Annotated in this window: 12 protein-coding genes, 1 tRNA gene and 2 pseudogenes; 6 read left to right on the top strand and 9 right to left on the bottom strand. The window is 62.4% G+C overall.

Translation table 11 applies throughout. The features are described 5' to 3' along the window. From EOA60_RS04735 to EOA60_RS39610, 3 genes are all read right to left on the bottom strand, one after another. A partial coding sequence (locus EOA60_RS04735; RefSeq protein ID WP_164899184.1) for a PAS domain S-box protein occupies positions 1-1,440 on the bottom strand: 1,440 nt, incomplete at its 3' end. Positions 1,441-1,772: 332 nt separating this feature from the next. Next, positions 1,773-2,942, bottom strand: a complete 1,170-nt coding sequence (locus tag EOA60_RS04730) for an NAD(P)/FAD-dependent oxidoreductase (RefSeq protein ID WP_095826405.1) — start codon at positions 2,940-2,942, stop codon at positions 1,773-1,775. 131 nt (positions 2,943-3,073) lie between these two features. Continuing rightward, positions 3,074-4,045, bottom strand: coding sequence for an NAD(P)H-dependent oxidoreductase (locus EOA60_RS39610; protein WP_127334989.1), 972 nt, complete (start codon positions 4,043-4,045; stop codon positions 3,074-3,076). Positions 4,046-4,330: 285 nt separating this feature from the next. Here EOA60_RS39610 and EOA60_RS04720 point away from each other — a divergent pair, with 285 nt between their 5' ends. The 5 genes and pseudogenes from EOA60_RS04720 to EOA60_RS04700 all read left to right on the top strand — a co-directional run bounded on the left by EOA60_RS04720 (position 4,331) and on the right by EOA60_RS04700 (position 7,438). Further along, positions 4,331-4,636 (top strand): ETC complex I subunit, encoded by a 306-nt coding sequence (locus EOA60_RS04720; protein ID WP_066999298.1) that lies wholly within the window; start codon positions 4,331-4,333, stop codon positions 4,634-4,636. A gap of 117 nt (positions 4,637-4,753) precedes the next feature. Next, a tRNA-Arg gene (locus tag EOA60_RS04715) sits at positions 4,754-4,830 on the top strand. A 335-nt stretch (positions 4,831-5,165) separates the two neighbouring features. Then, complete coding sequence (locus EOA60_RS04710; RefSeq protein ID WP_128311098.1) at positions 5,166-5,795, top strand: FkbM family methyltransferase; 630 nt, start codon at positions 5,166-5,168, stop codon at positions 5,793-5,795. Positions 5,796-6,125: 330 nt separating this feature from the next. Then, positions 6,126-6,377, top strand: a pseudogene (locus EOA60_RS39825) (DapH/DapD/GlmU-related protein); the annotation flags it as partial. A 95-nt stretch (positions 6,378-6,472) separates the two neighbouring features. After that, on the top strand, positions 6,473-7,438 hold the full coding sequence (locus EOA60_RS04700) for a glycosyltransferase (RefSeq protein ID WP_127334991.1): 966 nt from the start codon (positions 6,473-6,475) through the stop codon (positions 7,436-7,438). A 447-nt stretch (positions 7,439-7,885) separates the two neighbouring features. Here the strand turns inward: EOA60_RS04700 and EOA60_RS04695 are convergent, their stop codons facing one another. From EOA60_RS04695 to EOA60_RS04685, 3 genes are all read right to left on the bottom strand, one after another. Beyond that, the gene (locus tag EOA60_RS04695; protein WP_066999301.1) at positions 7,886-8,128 is read right to left on the bottom strand and encodes a DUF982 domain-containing protein; all 243 of its coding nucleotides are present in this window, start codon (positions 8,126-8,128) and stop codon (positions 7,886-7,888) included. A 356-nt stretch (positions 8,129-8,484) separates the two neighbouring features. Continuing rightward, positions 8,485-8,730, bottom strand: coding sequence for a DUF982 domain-containing protein (locus EOA60_RS04690; RefSeq protein ID WP_095826401.1), 246 nt, complete (start codon positions 8,728-8,730; stop codon positions 8,485-8,487). Positions 8,731-8,845: 115 nt separating this feature from the next. Then, the gene (locus EOA60_RS04685; RefSeq protein ID WP_245299680.1) at positions 8,846-9,064 is read right to left on the bottom strand and encodes a hypothetical protein; all 219 of its coding nucleotides are present in this window, start codon (positions 9,062-9,064) and stop codon (positions 8,846-8,848) included. A 422-nt stretch (positions 9,065-9,486) separates the two neighbouring features. Here EOA60_RS04685 and EOA60_RS04680 point away from each other — a divergent pair, with 422 nt between their 5' ends. Further along, a complete protein-coding gene (locus EOA60_RS04680; RefSeq protein WP_066999308.1) occupies positions 9,487-9,846 on the top strand; it encodes a metalloregulator ArsR/SmtB family transcription factor in 360 nt (119 codons plus the stop codon). Between the two features lie 492 nt (positions 9,847-10,338). Here the strand turns inward: EOA60_RS04680 and EOA60_RS04675 are convergent, their stop codons facing one another. The 3 genes and pseudogenes from EOA60_RS04675 to EOA60_RS39820 form a co-directional block, all read right to left on the bottom strand. Then, positions 10,339-11,145: an ABC transporter permease gene (locus EOA60_RS04675; RefSeq protein ID WP_095826400.1), complete on the bottom strand. Its 807-nt coding sequence runs from the start codon at positions 11,143-11,145 to the stop codon at positions 10,339-10,341. A 4-nt stretch (positions 11,146-11,149) separates the two neighbouring features. Continuing rightward, a complete protein-coding gene (locus EOA60_RS04670; protein WP_066999251.1) occupies positions 11,150-11,983 on the bottom strand; it encodes an ABC transporter permease in 834 nt (277 codons plus the stop codon). 23 nt (positions 11,984-12,006) lie between these two features. Beyond that, positions 12,007-12,182 (bottom strand): annotated as a pseudogene (locus tag EOA60_RS39820) (ABC transporter substrate-binding protein); the annotation flags it as partial.

Raw genomic sequence — 12,182 nt, 5'->3', positions numbered from 1 at the left:
TCGCTCGACTCGGCCCAACTGGCTCGCGGCGACGCGGACCAGGCGGCTCCCGAAACCTTCTTCTTCGGTTGCGACGGGAGGTGGTCCTCCAACCTCTCGCCATTGAATAATCACCTTGCCGTCCCGATTGGCGCAAGCGATCTCTATTGAGTCGGCGGCCGCCGAGAGGCTGCCATGTTTGGCAGCGTTGGTGGCGAATTCGTGCAGCAGGAGGGAAAGCGGCGTGATCATTGCCGCAGGCACGGGGATATCGATGCCGGTGATCGCGAAGCGGGGATGCTCATTGGCCACATGGCGGTATGGCGCGAGGATCGCGTTCACCAATGTATGCAGGCTCGCGGAGACCTGAGCAGAGCGGCCATCCGACGTGAGCATCGTCAGCGCATGCGCCCGCGCCAAGGCACCGAGGCGGTCAGACACGATCGAGGCGAGCGCCGCCGGCGTTTCGGCGGTCGAGGCGCTCAACTTGATGATCGAGCTTGCGATGGCGAAGAGGTTCTTCACCCGGTGGTCCATCTCGCGGAGCAGTATCTCCCGCTGCTCTTGTGAGCGCAGCCGCTCGGAGATGCCGCGGGCGATCTTGGAAGCACCGACAATTGTGCCCGACGCGTCCGCGATGGGGGAAACGGTCAAAGAGATGGGAACGATACTGCCGTCGTTGCGCAGGCGAACGGTCTCGAAATGCTCGACATGCTCTCCATCTCGGATGCGCGCCAGAATCTCCCGGTCCTCGTTCTGGCGATCGGGCGGTATCAGCAACATGAGCGAACGACCGATAATTTCCGCGCGGGGGTAGCCGTAGAGACGCTCGGCGCCACGGTTCCAGTCCGTGACGATGCCGTCCGGATCCGTCGCGATGATCGCGTCATCTGAGGATTCGACAAGCGCGCTTAGCCGCGCTGCAGTGGTTTCCGCCTGGTCCCGTTCGATCGCAAACCCGAGCTGGCGGGCAATGGTCAACGCAAGTTCGCGTTCACGATCGGTGAAGCTATGGGGTGCTGGGTAGTAGACCATGAACTTGCCGATGAGCTCGCGGGAGCTGGCAAGCGGGATAAAGGCCAGCGCTTCGATGCCTTCGCCGAGGACCGTTTCGATGAGTTGCTGAGATTCACCGCTGAACCGAATATCCTCGACAAAGATGGGCTTGGCGTCGCGCTGATCGCTTGTCCACGGCGTGTGGCCGTTGACAGCCTTGCGGTATTCTTCAGACAGTGAGCGCCACGCGACGAAGCTCATGACGCCGTGATTGTCAAATTTCAGGATCGAGGCGCGCGACGAACCGAGGGCGTCGCATATGGCATCCAGGGCCGCATCGTAGATCTCGACGAGGCCATGGGCGCGGTAAAGTCGGTCGGTGAGGCGAAAGAGGACGGTTTGCTCGCGGGCAATATCGCCGTCGGCTTGCTCACGCTGGCCGCGCCCTGTGGCCGTAACACTCATAGCCCCTTGCTGCATCGAGTCCTTGACCCAATCGCCTAACGCAGCACCGCGTCGATCGCCTCTTCGACCGCCGGGTACGATCCCCGACCACGCTCGACAATATGCGCTTTGCGCGGTTTCGCAATAGGACTTGTCGCCTTGCGCGGCGGCTGGTGTCGCCGACGAGCCGCGAGCGGCGCCCGTCTAGCGGCTTTAGCCAAATGGCAATTCGCCTAAGCCCCGGCGGTCCCAAATCAAGGTGCGCTACCAGGCTGCGCTGCACTCCGACGCTCGCGGCATTTAAAGCTTCCGGGGCCGGCCCAAAACGGAAGCCTCGCGCGCAGACTAGCGCCTCAGCGCCTTTGCTTGGCAATCCTGCCGGCGATCGCCGCGCCCTGGATGCGCGCATTGGCGAAGCAGCCGCGAATGCTCGGCCGCATGCCGGTGAACCAGAGGCCGGGCAGTTTCGGGTCGTTCGCCGGGCCGTTGAACAGCGGCACTCCCTTGGCATCGAGCACGCCGAGCCTGCCCACCATCGCCTCCAGCCCGGTGCGGTAGCCGGTGGCGGCAATGACGATGTCAGGCGCGATCGACTGGCCGCTTTCGAGAACGACGCCGTCGTGCCTGAATTCCTTGACCTGCGGCACGACGATGATGCGGCCGGCCTTGATCGCGTCGACCGCACCGTCATCGGCGGCGATCGCCGTATAGTCCGAGCCGAGGCGGCTGGCGCCTCCGGATGGGGCGGGGGGCAGGCCGTACTTCCCGAGATCGCCGAAGACCAGCCGCTGCGTCGCCGCCATCACCGCATCGGCGAGCCGGGCAGGCAGTCTCGCCATGACGGGCGAGAAACGATGCACGGCGATCTTGCCGATGCGCTTGGGCAGCAGCGACGGCCCGTTGCGCGCCGAGAGCCACATCTGCCCGGTCTCGACCCCGGAAAGATGGTTGAGCGCGTCGAAGCCGGAATTGCCGGCGCCGACCACCAGCACTTTTGTCCCAGCATAGTCGCTCGCCCGGCCGAAATGCGCCGAATGGACGATCTTGCCCGAAAAATCCTTCATGCCTTTCCAGGCCGGGATAAAGGGTTGTCGGTCGCGCCCGGTGGCGATCACCACGTGGCGCGCCGCTCGCGGTCCCGTGCTGGTCTTCAGCAGCCAGTGATCGCCGCGGAAATCGATTTCCTCGACGACGACGCCGAAGGCGATCGGCAGCCGGTGCGTCTGGGCGAAGTCGTTGAACAGGCGGATCACCGCGCTGCGGTGCGGAAAGGCGGGCGTGCCTTGCGGAAATGAAACGCCGGGCAGCGTTGAGAGGTCGCGATGCGTGTTGAGATGCAGGTTCTCATGGCGGTGGTGCCAGGGCTCGGCCAGCCGCCCCTCGCGCTCGAGGATCTCGGTGGCGATCCCGGCCTCGATCAGGGCGTAGGCCGCCGCCAATCCGGCCGCGCCGGCGCCGATCACGATCGCGCCTTCGAGGATCGCCGGCTCGCCGGTCCAATCCGACGAGATTTCCGCTTCCATGCCCATTCTTGTCTTTATCGTCGTCATGGCTCTCACGTGCCACGGCCATGTATCCGACATATGCCGCTGACGAGGCAATGGGAATAGGCCGTGGTTGCAAAGAGCCCGGCATTGTGTCGCGGATAGGGAGATTACCCGTTGGCGGGGTCGGCGTGGCGATGCACCAGCTTGAAGGCGCCGTCCTCCAGCCGGAACACTTCCGTCACCCGCAAGGTCATCTCGGCCGGGTGTCCGTTCTTGCCCATGCGCGCCCTCGCATGCTGCAGCCCGGTCCAGAAGGCGAGATCGCCGCTCGCGGAGGCCTGCAGCACCTCGATGTCGGTGCTGCCGCCTTCGTGGAAGCTGGCGGCGTCGCGCTCGTATCGGCCGGCAACGGCATCGGCACCTTCGAGATGGTCGCCGCGCGGCGAAAAGAAGGTGGCCGGCTCGCTATGCGTCACGATGGCCTTCAGCGATGTAGCATTGCCGTTGACATAATCCTCGGCGATCTTCTCGCGGTGCTTCATGAAGGCGTCGAAGGACGAGCCGCCCGGCCGCACGGTTCTGATCCACGTCTCCAGCGCCTCGATGAAACCTTTCAGAAAGGCGGCCGTGTCGCTGTTCTTAATCGCGCCGCTGTCGTCGAGCAGCTCGGCGACATTTCCGATATAGGCCTCCGGCTGCTGCATCACCGGCATGTCGAGGAAGACGAAGGTCTGCCTGAGCGCCTGGTTGGAACCGAAGGCGCCGATCTTGCCTGGGCTGACGCTGACGACGCCGGCGGGCAGGCCTTTGAAGACGCTCTTGCCAGAGGGGCGTGAGCCGACGTCGAGGGCGTTCTTCAGGCAGCCCGGGATCGAACGGTTGTATTCCGGCGTGACGAACAGCACCGCGTCGCATTCCCCGATGGCGGCGCGGAACGCCGACCAGGCGGCAGGCGGCGTCTCGCCGTCGAGATCCTGATTATACAAAGGCAGCTCGCCGATCTCGATGAAGCGGCAGCGCAACGAATCCGGTGCGCGGGCCGCCAGCGCCTTGGCGATCTTGCGGCTGTAGGATTGGGCCCGCAGACTGCCGACAAGCAGGGCCAGCTGCAGGACGGGATGTTCGGTTGTCATGGTCATGGCGGACTGTCCAGGCTTGTTGAGGGGGATGGCGACGCGAGGCGGACGAAGGCCCCGCAACCTTGGACCTTTGGTCGGAGCGGCTGTGCTGGTCGCCTCTCATTTCGGTTAATGTCCGGGCTGGCGCGAGGTTCCGACCTCCGCTGGCCAAGCCGTGGCTGCGTATGGCCTTGCCGCCGGCGCCGTTGCACAGTATTGACGGGCTGGCGCGTGGCCTAAGGCTCCATTCGGCCTTTTGGCGCGCGCTAAATGATTGCCCGGTCTTCGGGCGGCAAAGAGGTGGCCATGTCCGCGCGCATTTTCAGCCCAGCCAAAACCGCGATGCAGTCCGGCAAGGCCAAGACCGGCCACTGGGTGCTGGAATTCGATCCAGCCCAGCGCAAGAAGATCGATCCGCTGATGGGTTACACCTCGTCCGGCGATATGCTGAGCCAGGTGCGGCTCACCTTCGATACCAGAGAAGAGGCGGTCGCCTATGCCGAGAAGCAGGGCATTGCCTATCGTGTCGAGGAGCCGAAGGAGCCGAAGCGCCGGCAGATTTCCTATTCGGACAATTTCCGCTATGACCGCAGGACGCCCTGGACCCATTGAGCAATCCGAGCAAAAGTGCACAGCGGTTTTCCGTCCGGAATTGCGTAACAAAATCGGAGCGGATCATCCTTTTAGATCGATCCGCGTACTCGCATCAGCCGGCTCCGGCCGGCCAGCGGTCCCGTAGCTCAGCTGGATAGAGCACCGGCCTTCTAAGCCGATGGTCGCAGGTTCGAATCCTGCCGGGATCGCCATTAATTTCAATCACTTAGCGCTTTCCCGGCTAAGGGTTCCAACTCGAAAAAGAACCGATTTCCAACTTTTAATCCTTTTCGCGGTTCCACTTGCGGCCGAAGCGGCGGCAAGTTCGCGCTCAGCGCCTGCTTCGACACCCACGGAACGCTCGATGATGGCATGAAAGCGATCGTTCCCGAGGTGATCGCCCGCCGATGACCTGAATATCTGATCCAAGTGGAAACACGGCGCTTTGGGGAATTTGGATGCTTGAAGACGCGCGCGGTGCCCAGTATATCCGCGCCGAAGGGCAGACGGACTCAGAGTGTTACAGGAAAGTTATCTCGAATTTGTATTGCGCTGGCATCTGTATCGCAGATGGCATCGTCCGCCGCGTCCGAAGAGGCAGGCTGAGTTCGACTTTCATCAGCTGATGAAATCCCTTCCGCGCCATGGCCTTTTCATCGACCTCGGGGCCAATGTAGGCGACGTTACCCGGCACGCTCTCAGCTATGGCATGAAGGTAATCGCCTTTGAGCCGGACCCTAGGGCTCTCAAGATCTTGAAGGGCCGGTTCGGCAATGACGAGCGGGTAACGATCATTCCAAACGCGGTAGGCGGCTCCGCGAGGACGGCAATCCTTAATCAGAGGCCCGACACGAAAAATGTCCGGATGACCGAGTGGTCATCTCTGTTCGAGGTGCCCGAGCACGCGAACGGCCCCGCCGTTGAAGTCGAAGTGATCGATCTCGTGCAGTTTCTGAGAGGGATCGAGGAACCGATTGCCGTTATTAAGATGGACATTGAGGGTGCGGAAGCGGAATGCATCGAGTCCATGCTCGATAACGGCATCTATCGGTCCATCGGTCATGTTCTGGTGGAGACGCACGAAAGGCTTTCGCTGGATTTGGCCAATCGGATCGCCGTGCTTCGCGACCGCATCAGTAGAGACGGGATTAACAATATAGACTTGGGCTGGGGGTGATCTCAGGCTGAGAATCACGAGAGCTATGGCTGGCTCATTTACTGCTAAATCGCAGAAGGGCTGCGGGGAGCTCTGCATATGTCTATCTTTTCCAAATGGTTGCGGGATGCCCGCTCTAAACTTCCGGAGAATGTTGCTATCGGCCGCCACACTTACGGCGTGACGTGGCGAAAGGTTCTGTTCCCATCGAAGGAATCACCTTTGCAAGTAGGGGCCTTCTGCTCGATCGCGGGTGACGTGCTTTTCATGTGCTCCGGTCAGCATTCGACCGGCAGCGCCACCTCATTTCCAATCCACAGCCGGATACTGAACCAACCGGAGCCGATCGGAAATGGCGGCAAACCAGGCGGCATCACGATCGGCAACGACGTCTGGATCGGCCACGGCGCCATAATTTTACCAGGAGTTGAGGTCGGCGATGGCGCGGTGGTAGGCGCCGGGGCGGTGGTCACTAGGACCGTGCCGACCTATGCGATCGTAGGCGGGTCTCCGGCCCGGCTAATCAGATATCGCTTTTCGCAAGACGTCATCTCGAAGCTGCTGGCAATCCGGTGGTGGGAGTGGGAGGACGATAAAATAAAAAGAGAGGCGGGCGCCCTCACTGGTCCCATCGAAACTTTCATCGAGAAGCATTTTGTGACAGGCACTAGGGCTAAATAGGCTCACAAACGGTTCAAATGACCAATTCGTGTTTTTTTCTGGCGGCAGATGCCAAGTACTTTCCGTATGCATGCCTAGCAGCGCGCAGAATTCTCGACGTTTCGCGCAAAACGACACCTGGTTTCATCATGCATCTCGGGGCAAATCAGGACGATGTCGGCATTGCGTATCGGTTGCTGAAAGACCGTGTCCGGATCGTGGACGTGACGAACTTCATGGCTGACTCGGGCTACCGTTTTCGCCCGGGGAGCGTCGCCACTTTCATCCGCCTGTTCGCCGACCGGTTCAGCGAATTCGCGGTATACGATCGCATCGCACATATCGACTGCGACGTTCTGTTCAACCGCGACATTGCCGATCTGGTGGACCAGCCTATCCACGCGCACCTCCTAGCGGCCCACGACGACTACATGTACTTCCGCCCGGGTTACCGAGACGAGATGTCGATGCAACCGGGCGCGCCCTATTTCAATGCCGGCATTATCGTCTTCAACATGCGGCCGGTGCGAGAGGAAGACCTGTTGAAGCAGGCCCGAAAGCTCGCCGTTGACGGACAAATGAACGACCAGAACGCGCTCAATGTCGCCTTCGAGGGCAAATGGCAGACGATGCACCCGAACTGGAATCTGATGTCGAACGGCGCCCGGGATTATCGGTTTTCTCAGGCCTATGCACGGCATTTCGCGGGCGGCAAGCCTTGGGGCAGCCAGATTGGAGTCGAGCTTGAAGCCCTCAAGATCTGGCGCGATCTGGCAGAGGATACGCCTTGGAATAAGCCCTTCCGGCAGCGGCTGCCGTTCGAGCGCGGGATAACGAAACGCTTCCTCCGGCGCTTCGATGCCGTCGGTGGTCTCTTCGGTAACGACGTGCATCGCCGCCGCGCGCGTTACGACGCGGGGAAAATGCACCAGATCTACGCAAGGCAAGCGGAAGAGGGCGCGATGGCCGTACAATTCCCGGAGGTGCTCGGCGGGTTTGGCTGATCTTCTTTCCAAATCGGCCGCTTCCTGTGGATATTAGCCGCCCGTTCACCATGCCTCTCGCTTCGCATTGAGCGCCGGCGGCCGGCTCGTTGAAATGGTACCGCCTGAACAACAGGCGCCCCGAAAGTCCAGCGGCCGGCGTTTTCATGTATCCCCGTCAGGATGTCCGCAAGGGCGTGCTGAAAAGTATGCGTCGGTCGCTGCCCCTCACTCGCTGGGATGCCGCAACCGATACCGCACAAAATCAAGCCCGCCCCGGCGATGGGAAGCCGGAACGGGCTCGGCTTGGGTCTGGAACCCGTGTAGTCAGGAGACTACGGAGAAGTAACAGGTCGGCGGCTGCAATGTTCCGAAGTTTCTGGCTTACGGGCCGCCGGGAGCAAGTCCTTAGCGGTAATTCGAGACGATCCGGGTGGCGGATTTTTCCGCACGGGATCGCGACACGCTTCAGGCCAGCAGGCCGGCGGCCTTCGCTGCCTTGCGCAGGGTTTTGCGGGCTTCGGTAGGACTTCTCAAGCCGTCGAGCGCGTCGCGGCAGACGCGGCTTGCCGACCGCCAGGCGCGGTCGCGCGCCCGCCTTGGCCAGCGCAGGTCGAGGCATTCGACTGCCTCGAAGCAGCTTGAGACCTTGCGATGTCCGCTTGGTTCGAAATCGATCACGACCGGCTCGGAAAACCAGACGTCGTTCATCACATGCTCCGTTCGTATGTTGGTCTTTTGATAAGCAACGGCGCCGGCAGGCGCCTGTCGGGATGCGGGCCGATCGGCGGACCCCGCGCATTAACCAAACACTGCCGATAATGTTCCGGAGAATTTTAGAGATTAGCGATGGGCCGGCCGGAGTTGGCTCACGCAGCGGATTCATTGCGCCGGCGCGCCGCGCAAAAAACATGTGACAACGTCACTGGCCGCGCTGTCGCCCGCGGCGAGATCGGAGCCGAAAGGCGGATGAACGCGTCAGGCAGCGGTTCCGGCCGGCGCGGAAGCGTCCGGTCAATTCGCGCGTCGTGTCGCTCTTCTACAGAAGACAGGATGCCGCCTTGGCACTATTCGACCAGCACATGCGCTTCGCGCGCTGCGCTGATGAAGACTTCCCTGGCATTGTCGGCCGGAACGTCGCCGCTCATTGCCCGGCGGCAGGCGCGCAGCGCCGCGTCATGCTGCGCGCTGCCGGCGTCGCGCCATTGGCCCGTCAGCAGCTCCACAGCCTGCTGGGCGTTGGAAATGTGTCGGATCGAGCCTGCCACGCCGACGGCGACTTCGACCGGCCTGGAAAACCATCCCTGGATCATCGCGAAACCCCTAATGCGTTGTGAGCGGATGATAAACGCGCCACCGCGCGGCAAGTTTCATCCCGATATTTCAACAGGATGTGAGCAGCGCGCCGGTAACGGGCGTGGCTGCCGGCTATCTTCCGAGCGGCTTGCGGGACAGTTCGATGAGTTCCGTCTCATCGGTGATGCCGGCCATGTAATTGGCGATGATGCGGGAGGCGCGCGCCTCCTTCTGCTCTTCGGTTTCTCCATCGATGCGGCCGCTCTCGAAGACACGCCCCAACAGCGCCGTCTCGGCGGGCGTGAATGTGTTTCGCGACATGTTGGACACGGGCTTCTTCCTCCAGCTCATGTCCCCCTTGCTCCCCGGCTAAACATTAGCACGGGTTCGGAAACGGGGTGAGTCCTCAAGGAAACGGCGACAACGTGCGTCTTTCGCGGCGCCGGGCCGGCCAGGTTTCGTCTCGTTGTCTGCTCGAAGGCATGCCGGAGACTGGGCCAGCTTCGCTATCTTGCTGAAAGGACGAAGCGCTGATACTCATTAGCGGCGCGGAATTATTCCGAGTCTGCGCCAACTTGCGTCGCGCAACAACGCGGCGCAGGCTGTCCGAGACCAAGATCCCGACGTGGTGGCAACCGGGTTACGGAGGGTATTGGTCGAACAAAGAAGCAGGGCAGGTTCCGACTGCGTGTCGGAGCAGGCCCATCAAATGCTCTGGAATTCCGAAGCCATTGCCCCCGTGGCCTCGGAAGAGCATGAACATGGGGAAACCGATGGTGACCAAGAAACTTACCGCCAACGCAGAAAGCGCGGCAGCCTTTCTTGCGGTAATGGGCAACGAGAAGCGTTTGCTCATCATGAACTACCTGGCCGAGGGCGAATTGTCTGTCGGCGCGCTCGCCGACAAGGTCGAACTCAGCCAGTCCGCACTCTCCCAGCATCTGGCCAAACTGCGCAGGTTTGGCCTGGTCGACACCCGCCGCGACCGCCAGATGGTCTATTATTCCTGCAAGTCGTCCGCAGCGCGTGAGCTCCTCGTTCTGCTCGACGGGCTGCTGACGATGGACAGGCCGCTCGCCGGCCCGGCCCGGCAGGCTCTTGTCGAAAGAATGCGGCCGCCGCAGGCCGCCTGAACGGCTCCGACGCAGGCGAGGGCGAGCAGCCTTCGCCTGCGCGGCGCGCCCTCCAAACAGGATGGCAACACGTCGGCCGGCATACATGCCCTGGCCGCGCTTTGTCACTTCATCAGCCGGGACGCGATCCTGGCCAGAATGCTGCCGGGAAACCGGTAGCGGCCGGATTTTGTCATGTCGTCACGGGCTGGCCGTCGTCGCCGATCGGGCTCGACTTCTCGCGCTCTTCCCATCACTTTTGATTGAAGGATGCTGCCCCGGCGCGGTCGCGGATGCTCACAAGCCGATGATATTATAGGCTTTTCTGCCGCCGCCGCCCGCTCCCGGCACGCCGAGGTTTACGGATTTGTAAATCGCGCGCCGGACTTCGGGTGGCTAGACTTTTACGCGATCCACACCCCCGGATCACCACGGGCCAGACTTCCACTTTGGCACCGTCAGAGGCTCGTCGCTCCCGGCGGGCCTCTTTCGTTTTGGTGCAAAGTCGCGGTTTTATGGTGCGGCTCGCCGGCGCGTAATCACGCTGCGCACGGCGAGCACCAGCACGGTGATAATGATCAGGATCACCGAAAGGGCTGCGATCGCCGGATCGATGTTGTCGCGCAGGCCCATCCACATCAGGCGCGGCAGCGTAATGGCGTTCACCGAGGTGATGAACAGCGTCACGCCGATCTCTTCCCAGGAGAGCACGAAGGAGAGGAGCGCCGCGGTGACGATGCCGAACTTGATGTTGGGCATGATGATGCGCGTCGCGCGCTCCCACACACTGGCGCCCAGGCCTCGTGCGGCGAGGTCGATGCGCCGATCGAGCTGGCTGAGCGAGACCAGGATCAGAACGGTGGCGAAGGGCACCGTCATCACCGAATGCGCCATCGCGACACCCAGCCAGGTGTCGTAACCGAAGGAGGATGAGATGCCGGAGACCGAGGTGAGCAGGAAATACAGGGTCACCGCCGAGACCACCGGCGGCACCACCATAGGCAAAAGGACGAAGCCGACCAGGGCGGCGGTGAAGCGCGGCTGGAACATCCACACGCCGAGGCTGAAGGTGAGCGCGAGCACCGTGGAAAGCGCGCTGCTGACCACACCGATGCGGATCGAGAGCAGGATGGACTCGAGCCAGCGCGGATCCTCGATCAGCGAACGGTAGTGGCGCAGCGACAGTTCGCCGGTCGGCATGGTCAACATGCGGCTCGGCGTCAGCGACACCGGGATGACGGCGAGCAACGGCATAAGCAGAAACAGCGCCACCAGGACGGCGAGGATGAGCGAGACGGGGCCAGGGCGGTAGGTCGGCATCGCCCTACACCAATTGCTTCGGTTTGACGTAGCGGAACAAAAGCGCCATCAGCGCGCCGACGAACACCACCAGCACGACGCTTATCGCCGCGCCCAGGCCCCAGTCCGGGCTCTGGAAGATGCGAAGATAGATGAGTTCGGCGATCATCACGCTGCGGCCGCCGCCGAGGATCGCCGGCGTGACGAAGAAGCCCAGAGAAAAGACGAAGGTGATCATCGCCGAGCCGATGATGCCCGAGCGCGTCATCGGCACGAACACCGTCCAGAAGGTGCGCATGCGGCTGGAGCCAAGCCCGCGCGCCGCGAGCAGCACGCGCTCGTCGAGGCTGCGCATGGCCGAAGCCAGCGGAAACACCGCGAAGGGGATGAGGAAATGCGACATGCCGACGATGACGCCGAACTCGTTGCGCACGAGCGTCAGCGGCTCGGAGATGAAGCCGATCGATTGCAGCCAGGTGTTGACGAGGCCGCGGTTGGACAACAGCGCCACCCAGCCGAAGGCGCGCGTCAGCACCGAGATCCAGAACGGCACCAGGATGCAGAATTCCGCAAGCACGCGCTGCACCGGGCTGCCGCGCACCCAGACGACCGTGATCGCATAGGCGGCGGTGACGGAAACGATGGTGACGATCGCCGCGATGCGCAACGTGCGGACGAATACCGACTGCACCAGCGGATCACTGACCAGCGCGCCATATTGGCCGAGCCCGGGCGTCGGCAGGGTGAAGCTCCACTTCACCACGCCGAGGAAAGGCCAGGCATAGGCAAGGACGAGGAACAGGAGCAGCGGCGCCATCAACAGCGCCGCGCCCGTCCTGTCGGAGAGGGTGCCCCTCATGTCAGTTCAGCATCTCCGCCCGGTCAAGCCGAGATGATCTTGGTGTATTCGTCGAGCGCCGCGCCGTAGTTCTTGGCGTACCACTCCATGTCGAGCGGGATCTGCTTCTTCATGTTTTCCGGATCGACCGGGTTGATGCGCTTCTTGTCGGCCGGGATCAGCGCGTCGGCGGCCGGGTTGGCCGGACCCTGGCCGAGCT

It is taken from the genome of Mesorhizobium sp. M1A.F.Ca.IN.020.06.1.1 (assembly GCF_004023265.1).
Lineage (GTDB): Bacteria > Pseudomonadota > Alphaproteobacteria > Rhizobiales > Rhizobiaceae > Mesorhizobium.
The sequence above is the reverse complement of the archived record's forward strand: the minus strand, read 5'-3'. Positions and strand labels throughout refer to the sequence as shown.

What these genes read in the sequence shown, in the direction of transcription:
- EOA60_RS39610 (WP_127334989.1), bottom strand. Translation starts at nt 4,045, where the DNA reads ATGACCATGACAACCGAACATCCCGTCCTGCAGCTGGCCCTGCTTGTC.
- EOA60_RS04680 (WP_066999308.1), top strand. Translation starts at nt 9,487, where the DNA reads ATGGTGACCAAGAAACTTACCGCCAACGCAGAAAGCGCGGCAGCCTTT.
- EOA60_RS04675 (WP_095826400.1), bottom strand. Translation starts at nt 11,145, where the DNA reads ATGCCGACCTACCGCCCTGGCCCCGTCTCGCTCATCCTCGCCGTCCTG.
- EOA60_RS04720 (WP_066999298.1), top strand. Translation starts at nt 4,331, where the DNA reads ATGTCCGCGCGCATTTTCAGCCCAGCCAAAACCGCGATGCAGTCCGGC.
- EOA60_RS04670 (WP_066999251.1), bottom strand. Translation starts at nt 11,983, where the DNA reads ATGAGGGGCACCCTCTCCGACAGGACGGGCGCGGCGCTGTTGATGGCG.
- EOA60_RS04730 (WP_095826405.1), bottom strand. Translation starts at nt 2,942, where the DNA reads ATGGAAGCGGAAATCTCGTCGGATTGGACCGGCGAGCCGGCGATCCTC.
- EOA60_RS04685 (WP_245299680.1), bottom strand. Translation starts at nt 9,064, where the DNA reads ATGAGCTGGAGGAAGAAGCCCGTGTCCAACATGTCGCGAAACACATTC.
- EOA60_RS04690 (WP_095826401.1), bottom strand. Translation starts at nt 8,730, where the DNA reads ATGATCCAGGGATGGTTTTCCAGGCCGGTCGAAGTCGCCGTCGGCGTG.
- EOA60_RS04695 (WP_066999301.1), bottom strand. Translation starts at nt 8,128, where the DNA reads ATGAACGACGTCTGGTTTTCCGAGCCGGTCGTGATCGATTTCGAACCA.
- EOA60_RS04700 (WP_127334991.1), top strand. Translation starts at nt 6,473, where the DNA reads ATGACCAATTCGTGTTTTTTTCTGGCGGCAGATGCCAAGTACTTTCCG.